This is a genomic window from Serratia symbiotica (Periphyllus acericola) (genome assembly GCF_964019515.1).
Lineage (GTDB): Bacteria > Pseudomonadota > Gammaproteobacteria > Enterobacterales > Enterobacteriaceae > Serratia > Serratia symbiotica_D.
In genome coordinates, this window is sequence record NZ_OZ026452.1 from 1,696,288 (window position 1) to 1,717,537 (window position 21,250).

10 protein-coding genes, 10 pseudogenes and 1 riboswitch are annotated in these 21,250 nt (G+C 52.9%); of the genes and pseudogenes, 13 read left to right on the forward strand and 7 right to left on the reverse strand.

Going from position 1 to position 21,250, the window contains the following annotated elements:
• Window positions 1-798: 798 nt before the first annotated feature.
• From AACL06_RS09230 to AACL06_RS09255, 6 genes and pseudogenes are all read left to right on the forward strand, one after another.
• Window positions 799-933: pseudogene (locus AACL06_RS09230) on the forward strand (transposase); the annotation flags it as partial.
• A gap of 17 nt (window positions 934-950) precedes the next feature.
• Window positions 951-2,129, forward strand: a pseudogene (locus tag AACL06_RS09235) (diguanylate cyclase domain-containing protein).
• Between the two features lie 100 nt (window positions 2,130-2,229).
• Window positions 2,230-2,649, forward strand: a pseudogene (locus AACL06_RS09240) (OmpA family protein).
• A 315-nt stretch (window positions 2,650-2,964) separates the two neighbouring features.
• Window positions 2,965-3,648 (forward strand): annotated as a pseudogene (locus AACL06_RS09245) (IS5 family transposase); the annotation flags it as partial.
• Window positions 3,649-3,672: 24 nt separating this feature from the next.
• Entirely contained in the window at window positions 3,673-3,831 is a 159-nt protein-coding gene (locus AACL06_RS09250) for a hypothetical protein (RefSeq protein WP_339036957.1), read from the forward strand.
• An 81-nt stretch (window positions 3,832-3,912) separates the two neighbouring features.
• The gene (locus AACL06_RS09255; protein WP_425336909.1) at window positions 3,913-4,701 is read left to right on the forward strand and encodes a hypothetical protein; all 789 of its coding nucleotides are present in this window, start codon (window positions 3,913-3,915) and stop codon (window positions 4,699-4,701) included.
• A gap of 98 nt (window positions 4,702-4,799) precedes the next feature.
• On the opposite strand, the gene thiQ is transcribed toward AACL06_RS09255, so the two are convergent.
• From thiQ to thiB, 3 genes are all read right to left on the reverse strand, one after another.
• Window positions 4,800-5,504 (reverse strand): thiamine ABC transporter ATP-binding protein ThiQ, encoded by a 705-nt coding sequence (thiQ, locus tag AACL06_RS09260; protein ID WP_339036961.1) that lies wholly within the window; start codon window positions 5,502-5,504, stop codon window positions 4,800-4,802.
• Between the two features lie 93 nt (window positions 5,505-5,597).
• Window positions 5,598-7,208 carry a thiamine/thiamine pyrophosphate ABC transporter permease ThiP gene (thiP, locus tag AACL06_RS09265; RefSeq protein ID WP_339036964.1) on the reverse strand — a complete coding sequence of 537 codons (1,611 nt, stop codon included), beginning with the start codon at window positions 7,206-7,208 and terminating at the stop codon, window positions 5,598-5,600.
• A complete protein-coding gene (gene thiB, locus AACL06_RS09270) occupies window positions 7,184-8,170 on the reverse strand; it encodes a thiamine ABC transporter substrate binding subunit (RefSeq protein ID WP_339036965.1) in 987 nt (328 codons plus the stop codon). Before thiB ends, thiP begins: the two co-directional genes overlap by 25 nt.
• A 57-nt stretch (window positions 8,171-8,227) precedes the next feature.
• A riboswitch (TPP riboswitch) is annotated at window positions 8,228-8,335 on the reverse strand.
• Window positions 8,336-9,348: 1,013 nt separating this feature from the next.
• On the opposite strand from thiB, the pseudogene AACL06_RS09275 reads away from it, so the two are divergent.
• The 4 genes and pseudogenes from AACL06_RS09275 to AACL06_RS09290 form a co-directional block, all read left to right on the forward strand.
• Window positions 9,349-10,410 (forward strand): annotated as a pseudogene (locus tag AACL06_RS09275) (reverse transcriptase domain-containing protein); the annotation flags it as partial.
• Window positions 10,411-10,416: 6 nt separating this feature from the next.
• Complete coding sequence (locus tag AACL06_RS09280; protein WP_339036967.1) at window positions 10,417-10,578, forward strand: hypothetical protein; 162 nt, start codon at window positions 10,417-10,419, stop codon at window positions 10,576-10,578.
• A pseudogene (locus tag AACL06_RS09285) lies at window positions 10,511-11,410 on the forward strand (IS5 family transposase). The gene AACL06_RS09280 and the pseudogene AACL06_RS09285 overlap by 68 nt, the downstream one beginning before the upstream one ends.
• A gap of 115 nt (window positions 11,411-11,525) precedes the next feature.
• On the forward strand, window positions 11,526-12,047 hold the full coding sequence (locus AACL06_RS09290) for a single-stranded DNA-binding protein (RefSeq protein WP_339036969.1): 522 nt from the start codon (window positions 11,526-11,528) through the stop codon (window positions 12,045-12,047).
• A gap of 242 nt (window positions 12,048-12,289) precedes the next feature.
• On the opposite strand, the pseudogene AACL06_RS09300 reads toward AACL06_RS09290, so the two are convergent.
• A pseudogene (locus tag AACL06_RS09300) lies at window positions 12,290-13,361 on the reverse strand (RNA-guided endonuclease InsQ/TnpB family protein); the annotation flags it as partial.
• Here AACL06_RS09300 and tnpA point away from each other — a divergent pair.
• The 3 pseudogenes from tnpA (at window position 13,356) to cpxA (ending at window position 15,957) form a co-directional block, all read left to right on the forward strand.
• Window positions 13,356-13,757, forward strand: a pseudogene (gene tnpA, locus AACL06_RS09305) (IS200/IS605 family transposase). The pseudogenes AACL06_RS09300 and tnpA sit on opposite strands and share 6 nt — an antisense overlap.
• 140 nt (window positions 13,758-13,897) lie before the next feature.
• Window positions 13,898-14,596: pseudogene (cpxR, locus tag AACL06_RS09310) on the forward strand (envelope stress response regulator transcription factor CpxR).
• A pseudogene (gene cpxA / locus AACL06_RS09315) lies at window positions 14,593-15,957 on the forward strand (envelope stress sensor histidine kinase CpxA). Before cpxR ends, cpxA begins: the two co-directional pseudogenes overlap by 4 nt.
• Window positions 15,958-15,980: 23 nt before the next feature.
• Here cpxA and AACL06_RS09320 read toward each other — a convergent pair.
• The 3 genes from AACL06_RS09320 to pepA all read right to left on the reverse strand — a co-directional run bounded on the left by AACL06_RS09320 (window position 15,981) and on the right by pepA (window position 21,053).
• Window positions 15,981-18,875 carry a valine--tRNA ligase gene (locus AACL06_RS09320; protein ID WP_339036971.1) on the reverse strand — a complete coding sequence of 965 codons (2,895 nt, stop codon included), beginning with the start codon at window positions 18,873-18,875 and terminating at the stop codon, window positions 15,981-15,983.
• Between the two features lie 13 nt (window positions 18,876-18,888).
• Window positions 18,889-19,338 carry a DNA polymerase III subunit chi gene (locus AACL06_RS09325; RefSeq protein ID WP_339038385.1) on the reverse strand — a complete coding sequence of 150 codons (450 nt, stop codon included), beginning with the start codon at window positions 19,336-19,338 and terminating at the stop codon, window positions 18,889-18,891.
• 203 nt (window positions 19,339-19,541) lie between these two features.
• Window positions 19,542-21,053, reverse strand: coding sequence for a leucyl aminopeptidase (gene pepA, locus AACL06_RS09330; protein ID WP_339036973.1), 1,512 nt, complete (start codon window positions 21,051-21,053; stop codon window positions 19,542-19,544).
• Window positions 21,054-21,250 lie beyond the last annotated feature (197 nt).

Consider the following 21,250-nt stretch of genomic DNA (forward strand, 5'->3'; position numbering starts at 1 on the left):
ACCGGTCAAAACCACGGAACAGCAGGATATCAGAGCACTGTGGAATACCCGTCAACTCATGGTTGATTAGAGAACCGCGCTGGCCAACCAGCCTCGTTCTCTGCTCGCTAAATATGGTCTTATGACCCCTGTAGGGATCCAGCGCCTTCAGTAGCCACTACCAGAACTTATCGAAGATGCATCTAATGATCTGACATTCACGCTTCGCCGTTTATTTTATTCATTGCGGGAAAATATGCAGGCCCTGAATATATGCAGGCCCTGAATAAACGTATAACCTGTCTGGATGGCGAAATTGCTGCATTGTCTTCACAACAGGCCGCGTATCGCCATTTATTAACGATCCCGGGTGTCGGCCCTCTTATCGCTGCGGCATTTATCTAGTGAAGTGGATGCAGTACAGTTCTCCAGTGGTAGAGAATGATCCGCCTGGTGCGGTCATGTTCCACGGCAGCAAGGCTCGGGGCCCGGCGAGGGTTCCTGAAAAACACCGTAGATCTGGCAAATAAACTAACCCGAATCATCTGGCGCATTCTGGCGCATACTGACCGACGGTGTTGATTTTAATTATGAACAAGGCTTTTGCTGTGAGTTAACTTAATACAGCGTTAAAGAAAACACGTTTCACTGAGTTTGCAGGCACTGATGAGAAAACGGCTACCGTCCCTGTCACAGCCTGAAGTTGACCTGGGTAATTGTATAAAAGTATAGTGATATGGAAACAGGGTTCGGATAACATTGGAGTGCCCCCTAGCCAGTAGACAAATCTGGCCTATATTTTGAGCATAGGAGGAGTCTATGTGCACACAACGATCTACCCCTGAATTCAAGGAAGAAGCTGTCCGCCAGATCACTGAGCGGGGCTATTCCGTTGCCGACGTTTCAGAACGACTTGGTGCTTCAACACACAGTCTTTATAGAGGCTATCGCGCAAAAAACCTGCCAACAACGTGCGCCCAAGGCTGGGGCGGGTGCTGCAACAGGTGCATCTTGGCTTGGCACTGATTGCTGTCAGCACTGCGGGCGTCTTCCTAACGCTGGTGGCATTGTTTGCGTTGCATGCCTACGCTAACAACAACCTGCACCTGATCGCACGCTTCATCAGTTACGCTGTCGAAGCCGCAATGGTGTTTGCAGACCGCACCGCCACAAACGAGATATTGATGTTGATCGCCTCCAAAGAGGAAATATCGGAAGCCAGTATCCTGGGCAACGACGGCAAGGTGCTGGCCAGTTGGCACCATCCCAAAGATAGACCACTACACAGCATTGAACAGGTTGTCGACCACCGGGCTTTGCCAAAACCTGTCGTACTGCCGATCATCCATGAGAACAAACTGGTCGGCGAGATATGTCTAAACGGCCACGGCGGTAGCCTGCGGCATGGTTGTCATGATCGCCTACCTTGGTGCTCAGTACCCTGTGTGCGCTGGTATTGTCCCGCAGGATGCTGGTCGGCATCGTCTGATCGCTGGATGATATCGCTAGTGTAGCGCATGCGGTACGCTGCGATCGCATCTTCTGGCTGCGAGTGCCATCAGCAACGATCGCTGAACTACATGAATTGAGTAGCGATTTTAACGGCCTTCTCGACGAGATGGAAACTTGGCAGGCTCATCTCAAACAGGAAAATGACTCGCTGACCCACCGAGCGATGCATGACAGCCTGACCGGGCTGACGAACCGTGCCTTCTTTGAAGGTCGGCTTAGCCGGGCTTTGGGGAATATCAAGCCAGCGGAAAAGCTGGCATTGTTGTTTATTGACGGCGATCGCTTTAAGGAGGTGAACGACAGTTACGGCCATGCGGCTAGCGACGCGATGCTGACCACCATTGCTAATCTCATTCGCGCACAACTACGCGAGAGCGATTTGGTGGCGCGTTTGGGAGGGGATGAGTTCGCCATGCTACTGGCACCCATTAACAATACCGAAAATGTGTTACAGATCGCCGATAATATTATCGACTGCATGACCCAGCCGGTAATTTTGCCAAACGATGAGCGGGTGATGACTTCTCTGAGTATCGGCATTGCGCTTTACCCTGATGACGCCGCAAGGACTTCTGCACGAAGCCGACGATGCAATGTATCAGGCAAAGCATCATTTTAATAGATATAATGGCGGCTAGCCGCTAACCATACATAAATAAAAGCGCCAACCTAAATTTAAATTAGGGACTTGATTATGATGCAGCACAGGCTAAATCACCATTTTCATCACTGACGATCATGTTTATCGCTCTCCTGGGGCTCACTTGCTGCCAGAACAAACTGCAAGGTCTGACGCCTGAGCAGATCGCGCTGTTGCAATTACAAGGGTTTAGACTGACGGATAATGGCTGGGAGTCCGACTTATCTCGCAAAGTGCTGCTTGGCAACAACATCGATAAACTGAACTCAAAGGGTATCAGGAGAGTGCAAGAGATGGGGCGCACGTTGCTGAGCGTCGGCATCACCCAGTTCTGTTTGGAAGATCATACTGATAACTACAGTAAAGATAGCTATAATGACCGGCTTTCTCTACGCCGCGCCGCCACAGTGACCAATCTGCTGGCCAGCATAGGCATTCCGCACGCCAGTATCTAACCCCTTAGTATGGGTAAACGCAATCCCGTCAGCAACAACCGCACCTTCAAAAGACGTGCGTAAAACCTCCGCGTCGCGATCATCGTCACGCCATAAGCGGCCACTGTGTAGGAAAGCTACGAGCATAATTGCGGTTTGAAAGAGCAAGGTAGTACGCGTTTCCGAGCATGTTGCAAGTTATACTTAGCGATCGCTGAGTGATGTCTGGTAACCGTGATTGAAACGGGCTACACTCGCAACCAGAGACCCTATAAAAACTGAAAGAAAGAGGCTAGAGCAACGTCGCTCAATACGTTTATACCGGCGTTGTTGAATAATAGAACTTTTGGCCGGCACGCGGATCAGATCACTCTCCTTCTGTCAAAATAGCGACATTCCGTGGCCCAGCAAAAGTTCAACATCACCAACTGGAAGGATTACAATAACGCCATTATCACTCGGGGTTCACTCACTTGCTGGGGGGATGAAACGGCACTTCACGCCTAGTACTGAGAGGCAAAACCTTCTCTGCGTGGTCGCCCACCACATTATTCCGATATGGCAATCACCAGCGTATTGATGCTGAAACGGATTTTCTGCCTGACACTTCGCGCCCTCCAGGGCTTCGGCGACTCCATTGTCACACTGATCAAAGTGCCGTTGAACTGCCCGGACGACACCTGCATCAGTAAGCGGGCGAAGTCCGGCCATGTCCCGTTTAAAACCGCAACGCCGGGTGAGATTGCGCACCTCGTTATCGACTCTAGCGGGCTCAATGTGTTGGGTGAAGGTGAGTGGAAGGTAAAAAAACACGGTCAGGAAAAACGGCGGATCTGGCGAAAACTGCATTTTGCCGTAGATACAGAAACACATGAGGTCATCTGTGCTGACCTTTCCTTGAGCAATGTCACCGATACCGAAGCCTTCCCAGGTCTCATCCGTCAGAGGTACCGTAAAATCAAAGTCGCCTCGGCGTATCGGGCTTAGGATACGCGAGTGTGTGATGATGAGTTAAGGGGCAAGAAGCGCAAGGCGTTAATACCGCCCAGCAGCGGAGCCCGTTGTTGGTCGGCAGACTATGCAGACTGAACGCCGGTATGCCAGAAAGTGTACGCGTTGCCTAAAAGATGCCCATTCACGGGACTTTTTATTCCAAATCCGATTTATTCAACAAAGCTGATTCAGATCGATGTCTACCTCATCTTCGTAAAAGACGGGATGCTCGGGACTGTTATTCTTCAATGCGGTGGGGAATGGGTGCTATGATCGGCATTACTCAGTCCGGTTGTGAGGGGTTGTGATGTTTGGCGACTGATCAGATCGCTCAAACCGGATTGAGTTCCTTCAGTGATCTACGATTTGGCGCAGGTATTTAGAAGCTTACCATCAACTAAAAGCGGCCAAGACGAAGTCAGCTCTGTTCTAGAGTTACGTTCACAGTGGAATTTGGGTGCCAGGCGGATCGAACGCGAGTTCAAGCGGCTTCATTCAATCTCTTTGGCGATGGCAACGATCCATAAGGTTGTTAGCCAGAATCAGATTAAGCCAGTGGTTAAATTTCGACAGAAAGCTGATTTTATTCGCTACAGGGTATTAAGGCTTTACTCACGTCACACAGCTTTAAACACGCTAGATTTTATCAATTATGTTATTGAAGAAATACCTTTTCCAATACAGTGGTTCCAGACGGAGTGGGAAAGAGAGTTTTTTGCCGTTAAGGGGCAGAAAAAATTAAAAGAATGCGGTATTAAATTCCGCCCGAACAAGCCTGCTTCACCCCATACACCGGGTACAAGGCACTGTTCACCCAGCCGGACATTCAAGAGGTGGCCTGCTTGGCCATTTGTCCTAACAGCCGGTTGCGTGAACTGTTGTGTTACCCGGAAAATAATTTCGTCTGATAGTGGTAATGAGTTTCCCTCCCCCCCCTTAAAAAAATGCAAAAACCATGTGAGTTGGCGCGGTTGGCACCAAGATAAGCGCCGCGATGATCGGTTGAGTTGTTGGCTATCGCCGAGGCAGCTGCGCGTTGCCTGCTCGCTGAGTTGGCTGGCGGCGCTTACCGTCTGCTACTTGCTAAGCCAGCAGCAGGTGCCAGTTTATCAGCATATGCTGTGGCAAGTGCTGTCTGGTTGATCTTTCAAGCAGCGCTCTCCTTCACACCCCAGCCGGATTGCTCAGGAAGTGAGGCGGGTCGCCAGCCCCCGCCGCACGCATAAAAATGTACCTTACGATCACGCTTTGCTCGAAATACCTAATACCCAGGCTTGCGGCGTGTTGCCGTCCAGCAGAGCCTGTGTTGAGCCGTCGTAATCAATGCGGCCATCCACCACCAGCAGTGTGCGCGGCGCGATACGCACGGCGTCCTCCAGATTGTGCGACACCATCAGTAGCGTCAGCTTGCGCTGTTCGCACACCGCTAGCAATAGTTGCAGCATCTCATGGCGTAGCGCTGGATCAAGCGCCGAGAAAGGTTCATCGAGCAGCAGGATCGGCCGTTGGCGGATCAGGCAACGTGCCAGGGCAGCACGCTGCCGCTGACCACCGGACAACTGCGATGGTAAACGCGGCAACTGTTCTTCCAACCCCACCTGACGGGCAATCTGCGCCAGTTGCTTCTGTTGATCCGCGCTCAGGTGCAGGCCGGGATCCAGACCAAGGCCAATATTCTGCGCCACCGTTAGGTGAACGAACAGGTTATTTTCTTGAAACAGCATCGATACCGGCCGTTTCGCTGGTGGCGTGACGGTTTGATCTGATCCGTTAAGTATCAGCTTGCCACTGGTGGTTGGCAAAAATCCGGCGATCAAGCTTAGCAGGGTGCTTTTCCCTGCACCGCTTGGCCCGAGCACCGCAATGCGCTCACCCGGCTGGATGCACAGGTCAAAGCACATGGCTAGATGTTCATAGCGATAGGTTAGTTTTTCAAGCGTTAGCATATGTCCTCCATCTTTCAAGTTGACGCTTTGTGGCATTCAACTCGTTTTACGACTGATTTGTGGTTCAGTCGCCACCTTGTAGCACCTTGAAATCTATTGGGCTGAGCGGCCTGGTAAACGTTCGATCAGGGTAAACAGCAGGAAACATAGCAATAGCAACAGCAGCGCAGTCACTGCGCCATCGTGACTGCGGTAGGCACCCATCTGCTGGTACAGGTAAAAAGGCAAGGTACGGAAATGCGCGTTGCCAAACAAGGCGACCACGCCGAAATCGCCGATGGACAGCACGCAGGCGAAGGCCAGCGCTTGTCCCAGCGGCTGGCGTAGCGCTTTCAGTTCAATCAGCCGCAGCCGTTGCCAGCCGTGTATGTCCAGTGACAGGCATAGCGGGTTGTAGCGTTCGGCCAGATCGCACATCGGGTTTTCCAACACCTTCAGCGCATAGGGCAGAGCCATCAGCGCGTTGCTGAGGATCACCAGTGCGTAGGGTGACTGTGGCACCCCAAGGGTATGGCTGAGCAGCAAGAAGAAGCCGGTAGCCAGTACGATGCCCGGCATCGCCAGGATCACCATGCCGCTCAGCTCCAGTGTCTGGCTCCAATGGAACCGTTGCCGTAGCTTTAGCTCGCGGCTGCTCCATAGCAACATCATGGTCAGCGCCACGCACAATAACCCGGCACCGAGCGCGATGCGCAGAGAAGTCATTAGCGCCTGCCATAGCTGCGGCTGTTGCAACACGCTTGCCAGCGCCTGGTTGATGCCGTTGGTCATCACCCCTAGCAGTGGCGGCAGCAGCAGCAAAAGGGCGGCGGCGATCAGCAGGCCATCGCCGATGCGGCACCACTGGCTATCTGCCGGGTTGCGCCAGTGGTGGTGGTGGGCGTGGGTGTTGCCCACCGGCAATGCGCGGCTCAGTTGCTGGCTGAGCAGTACCAGCCCCAGGCAGCAGACCAGCTGGATCAGGGCCAGCAGCGCGGCGCGGCTGAGATCGTAGTCGTAGCTCAACGCCTGATAGATCGCCAACTCCAGGGTGGTGGCCTGCGGCCCGCCGCCCAGCGCCAGCACAGTGGCGAAGCTGGCGAAGCACAGCATAAAGATCAGTGCAGCACTCGGCAGGAGTTGGCGGCGCAGCGCTGGCCATTCGACAATGCGCCACTGCTGCCAACTGTTCATACCGAGCTGAACCGCCAGTTGGCGCTGTTCGACCGGTATATTCTCCAGCGCATGCAATAGCAGGCGGCTGGCTTGCGGCAGGTTAAAGAAGAGGTGCGCCAGTAAAATGCCCCGTAAACCGTAGGGCGAGAAGCTGTAGTTAACACCCAGCCAGCCGCACAACGTGGCCAGCCAGCCCTGCTGGCCATAGACGCTAAGTAGCCCGAACACCGCCACTAGCACCGGAAGCACCAACGTCATGGCGCATAGCCTGAGCAGCCACTGCCTACCGGGGAAACGGCGGCGGTAAAGCGCCCGCGCCAGTAAGATGGCGGGCAGCACCGAGAGCAGTGCCGATAGCAGTGCCTGCAAGAAGGTGAAGCGCACCACATGCCATAGGTAGCTGTCCTGCCACAAGTTGCGCCAGTCGCTTTCTGGTGCATGGTGCCATAGTGAGCCGAGCGCCAGCGTGGCGATGGTCAGGATCAGACCTGCGGCCAACAACCCCGGCCACAACCAAATGGGGATCAGTCGCTGACGGCAGTTTGCCATGCCCGAACCCAATTGCCGCGGTGTTTAGCCACTTCGTCGGCGCGGTATTGCAGTGTGGTTTGCACAGTAGTCATCTGTTCAAAGCCAATCGGCAGTGGGGTGTCGATGACGGGATACATCCAGTTGCCGAGAGGGATGCTGCTCTGGAATGCTGGCGTCACCATAAACTGTATGAAGCGCTTTGCCAACGCAGGCTGTTTGCTGGCCTTGAGTTTGCTGGCAACCTCGACCTGGAGATAGTGGCCTTCGCTGAATTGGGCGGCGGCGTAACTGTCTTTTTTCTCTTTGATCAGGTGGTAGGCCGGAGAAGTGGTGTAGCTGAGCACCAGATCGCCTTCGCCCTTAAGGAACAGGCCATAAGCTTCGCTCCAACCCTTGGTAACGGTGACGGTTTTTTTCGCCAGTTGTTGCCAGGCCTCTGGCGCTTTTTCACCATAGACTTTTTGCATCCATAGCAGCAGGCCAAGTCCAGGGGTACTGGTGCGCGGATCTTCGTAAATTATCCGCCAGTGTTGGTCACGGCTTACCAGTTCTTGCAGGCTTTTAGGCGGGTTTTTCAGTTTGTCCTTGTTGTAGACAAAGGCAAAGTAGCCGTAGTCGTAAGGCACGAAGGTTTTATCCTGCCAGCCCCCCGGTACGGTCAGTTTGCTGGTATCCACATCGCTTGGTGAGAACAGGTCGGTTTGCTGCGCCGCTTGCAGCAGGTTATTTTCCAGCCCAAGCACCACGTCGGCGGCGCTATTTTTGCCTTCAATGCGCAGACGGTTCAACAGCGATACGCCGTCTGCCAGTGTGACGAATTGCAATTCGCAGCCGCAGTCGGCCTCGAAGGCTTTTTTCACTACTGGGCCAGGGCCCCAGTCGGCGGCGAAGGAATCATAGGTATAAACCGTCAGTGTCGGCTTGGCGAGCGCCGATGCGGTGCACAGCAGCAGTAAACAGGGCAGATATTTTTTGACCACATTGCACTCCTGAAAAATAAAAGGGTAAGGGTATCTGAGGGGGCGAGGCGGTAAGGCCGGGTCGCTAGGCTCAAATCCCTCCGCCGGTATTGACCGGATCAGGTTCGACGGGTGTGCTCTCAGCAGAAAAGGGCCAGTTCCTTTTCCGCACCCTGATGAGACGGCACCATTGTAAAGACTAACCGATGCAAGTGAAAGACGCTAAAAACCGCGTTTAGTCCTCTGATGGTGCAAACCAGGCAGATTTGAAGTCAAACCAGCCGAGGGTATTCATGCGCACACTGCGGATGCTGCGCTGGCCGTGTAGTTGCAGCCAGTGGTGAAACAGCGGATGTAACAGGTGGCTGCTGACCAAGCGTTGGCATAACGCCGCCAGCGGCAGGATCATGGTAGCCAGTAATCAGGGCTATGCAGATGCACATCGATGACGTAAGGGGTTAGTCATGTCACGTGCTGTGTGCCCGGAGTCCAGGACGAGCACGGATGCTCAAATGAACCACGAGTCTATCTGGAATATTGAGCCAGTAACTCATGACGAGAAGCCAAACAATCCCACCGGGTGTGACGGTGGAGAACCTGAGCGGCAGTGGCCTGCGGCATGCCTGAAGGGTGATTTAACCCGCTGACAATCGGGATTGAGGCGAGATCACTCAGCCAAGATGATCATCAAGGTTAAGTAATGAAAGGCTGAAGAACATGAACCCGTTAATCCGCCTCTGTGGGTTGAAAACGTCACCACGGCCTATGTGATCTGTCAGGCCGTGCAGAAGGGACTGTCAGTGACAGGTGTGCACTGTCAGTCAAAGATGTTTTGATATGTAGGCAAAATACCGGGACAGCAGCGCCCGTCACTCTCGGGCTACTGACTTCTGCCAACTTGCGGCAAGCAAGGGTAAAGAGTGCGATAGGCAGCCTCCTCAGTATGTCTGAGTCCAGACAGGTGAACCGGGGAAGGTCAGCGACGGATGTTAAGGGGGCATGGCCCCGATGACGTGCTGGCTGACGGAGCTTTCGTACTGAGTAGTCTGCGATGAGGAAAGCCCATTACATGGCGAAGGGAAGCAGTTTAAATATGTTTGCGACGTGAATTAACTGACCTAATGAGTTGAAGACCTTTGATAATCAGCGAAATATAACGCAAGCTTGCCACATGGGCAGTAACCGAACCGTCCCGACGGATTCAACGGCTGCTGCGTCTGATAACACAACCAGAATGGCTGGCTAAAGCGGCGCGGATCACGTTTTCATCAAAAGGGGCGCATACCCCTGGCGTTAATGGCGTGAACAAAGCAAAGCTACAGGCCAGACTAGCTGCTGAACTGCAAATACTCAGAGAAGAACTTCTCTCGGGTCACTACCAGCCCCTTCCAGCCAGACGGGTTTACATCCCTAAAAGCAAAGGCAAACAGCGACCGCTGGGTATCCCCGCGTTACGGGATCGTATTGTTCAGCGAGCAATGCTGATGGCGATGGAGCTGATCTGGGAGAGTGATTTTCATACGCTCTCGTATGGCTTCCGGCCTGAACGCAGTGTTCACCACGCGATCCGTACAGTGAAATTACAGCTCACCGACTGTGGGGAAACCCGGTGACGCTGGGTTATTGAAGGAGATTTGTCCAGCTACTTCGACACCGTGCATCATCGTCTGCTGATGAAAGCCGTACGCCGCAGGATCAGTGACTCACGTTTCATGGTTCTGCTGTGAAAAACAATCACGGCGGGACATATTGATGTCGGACTCTTTCGGGCCGCTAGTGAAGGCGTACCGCAGGGAGGAGTGATATCGTCGTTACTGTCGAATATCATGCTGAATGAATTCGATCAGTATCTACATAAACGCTACCTGAGCGGGAAAGCCAGAAAGGATCGATGGTACTGGAATAACAGTATCCAGCGAGGCTGAAGTACTGCGGTCATAGAAAACTGGCAATGGAAACCCGACGTTGCTTATTGCCGCTATGCCAATGACTTTATGCTCATCATCAAGGGGAGTAAAGCACAGGCGGAAGCGATCAGGAAAGAGTGTCGTGGCGTGCTTGAAGAAAGTCTTAAACTCAAGCTGAACATGGACAATACCAGGATCACTCATGTCAATAACGGCTTTATCTTTTTGGGTCATCGGATCATGCGCAAACGTAGCCGTTACGGTGACATACGGGTGGTGTCGACAATCCCACACGATAAGGCCAGAAACTTCGCAACATCGCTGACGCCACTGTTATCAGGCAATTACAGCGAAAGGGCGTTGTTGAATAAATCGAACTTTTGGCCGGAACGCGGATCAGATCACTCTCCTTCTTTCAAAATAGCGACATTCCGTGGCCCAGCAAAAGTTCAACATCACCAACTGGAAGGCTTACAACAACGCCCTTACCACTCGGGGTTCACTCACTTGCTGGGGGGATGAAACGGCACTTCACGCCTGGTACTAAGAGGCAAAACCTTTGCGTGGTAGCCAACCACATTATTCCGATATGGCAATCACCAGCGTATTGATGCTGAAACGGATTTTCGGCCTGACACTTCGCGCCCTCCAGGGCTTCATCGACTCCAGTGTCACACTGATCAAAGTGCCGTTGAATTGCCCGGACGACACCTGCATCAGTAAGCGGGCGAAGTCCGGCCATGTCCCGTTTAAAACCGCAACGCCGGGTGAAATTGCGCACCTCGTTATCGACTCTAGCGGGCTCAACGTGTTGGGTAAAGGCGAGTGGATGGCAAAAAAACACGGTCAGGAAAAACGGCGTATCTGGCGAAAACTGCATTTGGCCGTAGATACAGAAACACATGAGGTCATCTGTGCTGACCTTTCCTTGAGCAATGTCACCGATACCGCAGCCTTCCCAGGTCTCATCCGCCAGAGGTACCGTAAAATCAAAGTCGCCTCGGCGGATCGGGCTTAGGATACGCGAGTGTGTGATGATGAGTTAAGGGGCAAGAAGCTCAAGGCGTTAATACCGCCCAGCAGCGGAGCCCGTTATTGGTCGGCAGACTATGCAGAGCGAAATCAAGCGGTGGCGAACCAGCGCCTTACCGGAGACAACACACGGTGAAAAAGTATCACAGGCTACCACCGACGTTCGATAGCGGCAACAGCGAAGTACAGAGTAAAACAGCTATTTGGTAGTCACCTGTCGCTGCGAGATTATGATGGGCAAGTTGCAGAGGCGCTGGCCATGATCTGTGCATTAAACAAGATGACGCTCGCCGGTATGCCAGAAAGTGTACGCCTTGCCTGAAAGCTGCCCATTCACGGGACTCTTTATTCCAAATCCGATTTATTCAACAAAGCCACTCATCGTGTTAGACTTATTCGCTTGTGCTGTATAAGAATCAATCATCGGGAGAGTGCTCATGGCCAGCAGAGGCATAAATAAAGTAATTCTGGTCGGGAATCTGGGCCAGGATCCAGAAGTTCGTTACATGCCGAATGGGGGGGCAGTGGCCAACATTACCTTGGCGACCTCCGAAAGCTGGCGTGACAAGACAACTGGCGAAAAGAAAGAAAAAACCGAGTGGCACCGTGTGGTGCTCTTCGGCAAGGTGGCCGAAGTGGCGGGCGAATATCTGCGCAAAGGTTCACAGGTGTATATCGAAGGCTCCCTTCAGACGCGCAAATGGACCGATCAGGCCGGCGCAGAAAAATACACCACCGAAGTGGTGGTTAACATTGGTGGTACCATGCAGATGCTGGGCGGTCGCCAGGGCGGCGGCGCTCCAGCAGGCGGAGGTCAGGGTGGTTGGGGTCAGCCCCAGAAACCGCAGAGTAGCAACGCGTTCAGCGGTGGCCAGAAGGGTCTCCCAGCACAGAACAATGCTTCTGTGGCCAGCAGCAATGAACCGCCAATAGATTTTGATGATGATATTCCGTTCTGAGTGGACTGAAAAGCTGCTCGATTACTTACAGGTGAGAGCCCTGCTGCGGTAGTTGGTTAATTTGACCGTGTAGCTATGGCGTACGTGTAGATGGTGACTGAAACACGGGAACAACGCCGGATAAACGTGGCCCCCGATCCAGACAGTGGGCGCGCGCAAATACACAGGCCGTAACTGATAGTGAACTCAAATCCGCCTCTTGACATCCTCCCCGGCCTAAAGGACGGGGATTCCTACAGCGTTCAGACCGAAAGCTGACTCGCCTGGGTGGGTTCCTGCTTTAACGGGCGGGGTCTGACTGCACTATCCCTCCATTGGCGTTCGTGGTGTATCCACATATCTGACACACAAATTTACTTTGCGACAGGCGGTTTTCTTTCGCTGTATGACCGCAGCATGCACCCCGCTGGCTGGTATATGCCGCAGATACTGCTAGTACCTGTGCTCTTCGCCAGAGCTGCTTGTACTCAAGTTGACGACGCATTTCATACCATCCCTGACCAGTATCGAGCGGTTTAAGCCTGATCTAGCTCTGACGTTTCGCCCGTGCTGCTCTGCCGTGCCTGTTGCCGACTTTGACATGTTACTGACCTTCAAGTCTTCAATGACGATCATTGCGTGGTTTTTGCAGATTTCACTGGTGATTTTATGAAGGTAGTCGCGCCGAATATTGGCAATGTGCGAGTGTAGATGCTGGATTTTTCGCTTATGTTTCTGCCAGTTGGCGCTGAATTTTACCTTTCTGCTTAACTGACGCTGAAGTATTGCCAGCTTGTGCTGGCTTGTTTTGAAGCTGTTGACGGGCGGGTATACCGTGCCATCTGAAAGCGTAGCGAGTTTGGTGACTCCGGCATCCACTCCGACCATTGACGCTGAGTTATGAACGGGTTCAGTAACTTCGTATGCTGTCTGGATGCTGACGTACCATTTGCTGCATGACTGGCTGATGGTGACATTTTTCACTTCACCTATAATTTCGCGGCTGTTGCGGTAGCGTATCCATCCCAACTTTGGCAACGATATACGACTATTGGCTTGATTGAGCTTCACACCTTGTGGGTAGCGCAATGCACCATTCTGCACGCGTTTTTTTAAACGGGGGAATGCTGCACGCTTCTGGAAGAAATTATTGTAGCCGCGCTCTAAATCTTTCAGTGACTGCTGCAACGTCTGCAATGGAGATTCTTTAAGCCATTGTGTTTCAGGATCGGATTTCCAATTAATGAGCCATGAGGTCATTTTCGTATTGGTCTTAACTGAAATTTGAAGGCTTGAAGTCGTTTCATTATCACTATTATACTTTGGTCTATGACAAAAGAAACCGATATTTGCCGAGGAAGACACTGCATTTTCCTGATGCATGTTCACTTGGTATTCGTTGCCAAGTATCGACGAAAAATATCTGATCAGGATGCCATAGAAAAGCTGCGCTGCTACTTTTCTAGCGTATGTGCTGACTTTGATGTTGAGCTGGTCGAGATGGATGGTGAATGCGATCACGTGCATTTGCTGATTAACTACCCGCCAAAGCTGGCAATATCAAACTTGGTCAACAGTCTTAAAGGCGTTTCTAGCAGACTGCTTTGCCGTGACCTCCCCGACATAGCCCAGCGCTATTACTACAAAGGTGTTCTGTAGACACCGAGTTATTTTGCAAGTAGTTGCAGTGGTGCGCCGATATCGATCATACGGCAATACATTGAGCAATAGCAAACACCCAGTTAGTCGGAAAACCGCGCCTTATATCCTCGCCATTAAGGACGGGGCTTTACGGCGCACCAGGTAAAACCACGTAAAGTCATAGAATGCCAACAAGTGATGACTGATTTTGCATCAGGAGGTAAATCATGATGAACAAGATTTTGTTAGTTGACGATGACTGCGAGTTGACCTTGCTGTTAAAGGAACTGCTTGAAATGGAAGGTTTTAACATCACCGTCGCCCACGATGGCGAACAAGCATTATCGTTTCTGTACAGTTCTATCAATCTATTGCTGCTCGATATTATGATGCCGAATAAAAACGGTATCGATACGCTAAAAGAGCTGCGTCAACACCATCATACGCCAGTCATTATGCTGACCGCACGCGGCAGCGAATTGGATCGCGTGCTAGGGTTGGAGCTGGGTGCCGATGACTACTTGCCTAAGCCTTTCAATGATCGTGAACTGGTGGCGCGCATTTGCGCCATTTTGCAGCGCTCTAACTGGAATGAACAACAGCAGCATGTGGATACCAACGCCCCCACGCTGGATGTCGATGGCCTGCAACTTAACACCGGTCGTCAAGAAGCCAGCTTTGACGGCAAGGTACTGGATCTGACTGGCACCGAATTCACCCTTCTCTACCTGCTGGCGCAGCACATGGGCCAGGTAGTGTCGCGCGAATTGTTGAGCTAAGAAGTACTAGGCAAACGCCTGACTCCATTTGACCGCTCCATCGATATGCATATCTCCAACTTGCGGCGCAAACTGCCAAACCGCAAAGATGGACATCCCTGGTTCAAAACCCTGCTCGGGCGTGGCTATTTGATGATATCTGCAACATGATCAATCGGTTGACGGCACGTATTTTCGCTATTTTCTGGTTCACATTAGCGCTGGTGCTAATGCTGGTATTGATGGTGCCTAAACTCGACTCCCGTCAAATAACCCCACTGCTGAATAGCGAGCAGCGGCAAGGGCTTATGCTAGAGCAACATATCGAGGCCGAGTTACAAAATAATCCAGCCAACGATCTGATGTGGTGGCGGCGTCTGTTAAGGGCTATCGATAAGTGGGCACCACCAGGGCAACGCTTGATTCTGGTCACCAGCTAAGGGCGGGTAATCGGTGCGTAGCGCAACGAAATGCAAATCGTGCGTAACTTTATTGGCCAATCCGACAACGCCGACCATCCTAAGAAGAAAAAATACGGCCATGTCTAACTACTTGGCCCGTTCTTGATTCGCGATGGTGAAGATAACTAACAGCTTTGCTTGATCAGCCCTGCCAATATCCCGCAATCTGATTTCTTCAACCTGATGTTTGACCTCCCGTTGCTGCTGCTTATCGTCACCATGTTGATCAGTACTCCGCTGCTGCTATGGTTGGCCTGGAGCCTGGCGAAACCAGCACGTAAGCTGAAAAACGCCGCCGATAATGTGGCACGCGGCAATCTGAAGCAGCACCCGGAACTGGAAGCTGGGCCGCAAAAATTCCGAGCCACTGGTACTAGCTTCAACCAGATGGTCAGTGCACTAGAACGCAGGGTGACAGCACAGCAGCGATTGATTTCGGATATCTCGCACGAATTACGCACGCCGCTGACCCGCTTACAATTGGCTACCGCACTGATGCGCCGCCGTCACGGCGAGTGTTATGAGTTGGCTCGTATCGAAACTGAAGCGCAGCGGTTGGACTCGATGATCAACGATTTACTGCTGCTGTAACGTGGGCAGCAAAAAAGCAAGTTGGCGCGTGAGTAGTTTAAAGCCAATAAACTGTGGGCCGACATGTTGGATAACGCTAAGTTTGAAGCCGAACAGATGGCTAAACAGTGCGAAGTTACCTCCCCACCAGGCCCCTGGACGCTGACCGGAAACGCCAGTGCATTAGACAGCGCGCTGGAGAATATAGTGCGCAACGCCTTGCGTTACTCGCACACACGCATTGCCATCGCTTTTAGCACCGACAATCGAGGTATCACCATCGTCATTGATGACGATGGTCCTGGGGTTAGTGCGGAAGATCGCGAACAGATTTTCCGGCCATTTTACCGCACCTATGAGGCGCGTGATCGTGAGTCTGTCTGCACTGGCTTAGGTTTAGCGATCGTCGAAGCGGCGGTCAATCAGCACTGTGGCTGGGTGAAAGCGCAAGACAGCCCACTCGGCGGCCTGCGGCTGGGGCTGTGGCTGCCGCTGCACTAGCCCGCCCGATCCCAGCAAATTAATTACAGCGTGGTGATGGTCGCCTGCTGCTCTTGTAACTTCACTTTGCCTTCTTTGCAGGACGCCAGACGATTTCGCACTTTAGCAACCACCGCTTCCGGCGCGCGCGCCACGAAACCTGCGTTGGCCAGTTTGCCTTCGATCGAGGTAATTTCCGCATCCAGCTTGCTCATCTCTTTCGCCAGACGCGCGATCTCGGCCTCTTTGTCGATAAAGCCAGCCATTGGGATCAGCAGTTCGGCGCCCTCTATCAGCTTGGTGATGGAGAGCGGGCCTTTCTCACCAGTTGGTGGCAGCAGCGCGATGGACTCCAGACGTGCCAGACGTGCGATAAAGCTCTGGTTTTGCTGTATGCGTCGTTGGGCATCGTCGTCGGCACTGCGTAGCAGTACCGCTAGCGGTTTGCTTGGCGCGATCTTCATTTCGGCACGGATGTTGCGTACCGCAGTAATCGTCTGTTTGATCCACTCCAGATCGTTCAGCGCCTCCATATCTTCCAGCGCGGCGTTATACTCTGGGAACGGTTGCAGCATTATGCTTCCGTTTTGATCAGCGCCCATGGTGGTGCTGGTCAGCGGCTTCACGCGCTGCCAGAGAGTCTCTGTAATGAATGGAATTATCGGATGCGCCAGGCGCAGCAGCGCTTCCAGTACGCTAATCAGTGTGTGGCGGTTGCCGCGCTTTTCCGCTTCACTGCCGTTACTCACTACCGGTTTGGTTAGCTCCAGGTACCAGTCACAGAACTGGTTCCAGGTGAAGTCGTACAGGATGTTGGCTGCCAGGTCGAAACGATAGGTATCCAGCGCTTCGCGATAGGTTTTCACCGTGCGGTTGAACTCGGCCAGTATCCAGCGATCCGCCAGCGATAGCACTTTCTCACCGCCTTTGAAACCGCAATCATGCTGTTCGGTGTTGATCAGCACAAAACGGCTGGCGTTCCACAGTTTGTTGCAGAAGTTACGGTAGCCTTCCAGGCGCTTCATATCCCAATTGATATCGCGGCCAGTGGAGGCCAGCGCCGCCAGAGTGAAGCGCAGGGCGTCGGTGCCATGTGGCTCTATGCCGTTTGGGAATTGCTTCTCGGTGCGCTTGCGGATCTTCTCTGCCAACTGCGGCTGCATCATATTGCCGGTGCGTTTTTCTAGTAGATCTTCCAGCGAGATGCCATCGACCATGTCCAACGGATCGATCATGTTGCCCTTGGACTTGGACATCTTTTGGCCTTCATCGTCGCGGATCAGGCCAGTCATATAGACGGTGTTAAACGGCACCTGGGGTTTGCCGTTTTCATCTTTGATGAAGTGCATAGTCAGCATGATCATGCGTGCGATCCAGAAGAAGATAATGTCGAAGCCGCTCACCATCACGCTGGTCGGGTGGAAGGTTTTAAACACATCAGTCTGCTCTGGCCAGCCCAAGGTGGAGAAAGTCCACAGGCCGGACGAAAACCAGGTGTCAAGTACGTCTTCGTCCTGGGTCAACACCAGGTCGGCAGCTAGGTTATACTCGCGTCGCACCTCTTCTTCGCTGCGGCCTACATAGACTTTTTCATTCACGTCGTACCACGCTGGGATGCGATGACCCCACCATAGCTGACGTGAGATGCACCAGTCCTTAATGTCACGCATCCAACTGAAGTACATGTTTTCGTACTGTTTCGGCACGAACTGGATTTCGCCTTGTTCGACTGCTTCCACCGCTACTTTCGCCAGCTGGGCGGTGCGTACATACCACTGGTCGGTCAGCATCGGCTCGATCACCACGCTGCTGCGGTCGCCGTAAGGCACCGTTAGATCATGCGGTTTGATCTCATCTAGCAGGCCTAGTTGGTCGAAAGCCGCGACTACTGCTTTACGCGCCGAAAAGCGCTCTATGCCCTGGTATTCGGCCGGGATCGTGTTGCTGTAGTCGGTACAAATCTCGCCCAAAGTGTTGAATACTTCAGCTTCTTGACGGATAGCACCGTCGAAAGTCAAGATGTTAATCATTGGCAGGCCGTGACGTTTACCGACTTCATAGTCGTTGAAGTCATGCGCTGGGGTGATCTTCACACAGCCAGTGTCTTTTTCCATATCGGCGTGCTCGTCGCCGACGATGCGGATGCGGCGGTCCACTAGCGGCAGAATGATTTCTTTGCCTATCAAATCTTTGTAGCGCGGATCTTCTGGATTGACAGCCACGCCGGTATCACCCAGCAGGGTTTCCGGACGGGTAGTGGCCACCACCAGGTAATCTTTGCCCTCAGCGGTTTTAGCGCCATTGGCAAGCGGATAGCGCAGGTACCACATGGAGCCTTTGGACTCGCGGTTCTCCACTTCTAGATCGGAGATGGCAGTGCGTAGTTTCGGATCCCAGTTCACCAGGCGTTTGCCTCGGTAGATCAAGTCTTCTTGATACAAACGCACAAACACTTCGCATACCGCATTCGACAGGCCATCGTCCATGGTGAAGCGCTCGCGCTCCCAATCTACGGAGTTGCCTAAGCGGCGCATCTGATGGGTGATGGTGCCGCCGGATCCTGCCTTCCACTGCCAGATTTTGTCGATGAAGGCATCGCGGCCATAGTCGTGGCGGGTTTTGCCTTCTTCTGCAGCGATTTTGCGCTCTACCACCATCTGAGTGGCGATGCCGGCATGGTCGGTGCCAGCCTGCCATAAGGTGTTTTTACCCTGCATACGCTGGTAGCGGATCAGGGTATCCATGATGGTCTGCTGGAACGCGTGGCCCATGTGCAGGCTACCGGTGACGTTCGGCGGGGGGATCATGATGCAGAAGCTTTCTTGGCTGGTGTCGCCATTCGGCTTGAAGTAACCCTGATGTTCCCAATGATCGTACAGCGTCTGTTCGATCTCTTTCGGGTCGTATGCAGTATCGAACTGACTGTTTGTGTTTTCCATTTTATATCGTTGTTCAGTGAGTGGGCGGCATAGCCGTAGTCAAATGGAAACCGACGCTGCGATAGGCTTTATAACGGTCGCGCGCCAATTTTTTCAGGGTGTCTTCGTAAGGAACGAAGTCTACCACTTGATGGAAAGCAGTAGCAAAATCTGCAAACTGCGGTTGCAAAGCGATCAGTAGATCGCGCGGGGCATTGCCGCGTTTGCCGGGCCAGCAAAGCTCTATGGGAGCGCCTGAGTTTGGCCCTTCTCCGGCCAGATTGTGCGGCACAAACGTATGCGGTTCGCGCTGCCATAGTGCTTCGTCCAGCTGCTGTGCTTGTTCTTGGCTCTCACAGGCGATCAGCAGCCGTTTACCGGAACGCCAACGTTCGGCGGCAACGGCGCAGGCCAAGGCCTCATGCGCGCTAAGCGCCCCTGTCGGTCGATCATGTTCGAGCAAATAGAACATCGCCTGTTTAATCATCTTATTCACCGCTACCAATAAAAAATAGGGCACAACATGTTGGTTGCACCCTTACATGGGTGCGGGCTGGAAAAGCCTACCCCTGTGCTGCTGAGAAGATTATATACCCGATAGGTTTCAAGTGTCAGCCAGGTGGCAAGTTCCTAGGGGAGACGACGTACGCAGCCAATAACGCTGCGGCTTGAAAGATGAAGGATATTTTAATCGTCGCCATCTATCCCCGCTCTGTTCAATAAGAATTGAGACAGTAAGGCCACCGGTCGGCCGGTGGCCCCTTTGGCCTTGCCGGAACGCCATGCTGTGCCAGCGATATCCAGGTGCGCCCAGGTGTACTTGCGGGTAAAGCGCGACAGGAAGCAGGCTGCGGTGATTGCCCCACCTGGTCGGCCGCCGATGTTTGCCATATCGGCGAAGTTAGAGTCAAACTGCTCGTAGTATTCGTCGAGCATCGGCAAGCGCCAAGCACGGTCGCCTGCCTGTTCAGCGGCACCGAGCAACTCGTGCGCCAGTGGGTTGTGGTTAGACATCAGACCAGTGATGTGGTGGCCCAGCGCGATCACGCAGGCACCGGTCAGGGTGGCGATGTCGATCACCAGTTCAGGATCGAAGCGCTCAACGTAGGTCAGGGTGTCACATAGCACCAGACGGCCTTCAGCATCAGTGTTAAGCACCTCGACGGTCTGGCCGGACATGGTAGTCAGCACATCGCCAGGACGATATGCGCGGGCACTTGGCATGTTTTCACAGCCAGCCAGTACGCCTACTACGTTCAGCGGCAGGTTCAATTCTGCAACGACACGCATTACACCGTAAACGGTGGCAGCACCGCACATGTCGTATTTCATCTCGTCCATGTTTTCGGCGGGTTTGATCGAGATGCCGCCGGAATCGAAGGTCAGCCCTTTGCCAACTAACACGATCGGCTTAGCATCCGGGGTAGGGTTCCCCCTATATTCCATCACCGACATCAATGATTCGTTCTGCGAACCTGCGCCCACCGCCAGATAGGCATGCATCCCCAGCTCTTTCATCTGCTGTTCACCGATAACGCGGGTGGTGATATGTGTGCTGAAGGCATCCGCCAGGTGACGCGCCTGTGAGGCCAGGTAACCGGCGTTGCATATGTTCGGCGGCATGTTGCCGAGATCTTTTGCCGCCTTGATGCCCGAGGCCACTGCCAGACCGTGCTGGATGGCGCGTTCGCCGCTGGTGAGTTCACGGCGGGTCGGCACATTGAACACCATCTTGCGTAGTGGGCGGCGTAGCTCCACCTTATTGCTCTTTAACTGATCGAAGGTGTAAAGCGTTTCTTTGGCGATTTCCACCGCCTGGCGCACATTCCAGTAAGTGTTGCTGCCTTTTACATGCAGCTCAGTCAGGAAGCATACCGCTTCCATTGAACCGGTATCGTTAAGGGTATTGATGGTTTTCTGAATCACCTGTTTGTACTGGCGTTCATCAAGCTCGCGCTCTTTGCCACAGCCGATTAACAGGATGCGTTCAGAGAGAATATTAGGCACATGGTGCAGCAGTAATGTCTGCCCGACTTTGCCTTCCAGTTCGCCACGGCGAAGCAAAGCGCTGATATAACCATCACTGATTTTGTCGAGTTGTTCCGCGATAGGGGACAAGCGGCGCGGTTCGAAAACGCCGACGATAATACAGGCACTGCGCTGTTTCTCTGGGCTACCGCTTTTTACACTGAACTCCATGTACTCTCCTGAATTTTAAAGACAAAGGCAAAAGCTACGGTTAGAGTGACCCACTCCGTAACGATCTCCCGCCATATTGTGTTAATTACTATGTTAACCTGAACGGTATAAACTGCCCTATTTTGGCGACTACTAATAAGTAAGCTTTTATAGGACACCCAAAAGGCTTGATGTTGTAATACTATTTTAGCTATGAA

Bases quoted from the DNA above. Each gene is read 5' to 3' on its own strand.
- thiQ (WP_339036961.1), bottom strand. From the start codon at position 5,504: ATGCTAACGCTTGAAAAACTAACCTATCGCTATGAACATCTAGCCATG.
- thiP (WP_339036964.1), bottom strand. From the start codon at position 7,208: ATGGCAAACTGCCGTCAGCGACTGATCCCCATTTGGTTGTGGCCGGGG.
- AACL06_RS09290 (WP_339036969.1), top strand. From the start codon at position 11,526: ATGGCCAGCAGAGGCATAAATAAAGTAATTCTGGTCGGGAATCTGGGC.
- AACL06_RS09320 (WP_339036971.1), bottom strand. From the start codon at position 18,875: ATGGAAAACACAAACAGTCAGTTCGATACTGCATACGACCCGAAAGAG.
- pepA (WP_339036973.1), bottom strand. From the start codon at position 21,053: ATGGAGTTCAGTGTAAAAAGCGGTAGCCCAGAGAAACAGCGCAGTGCC.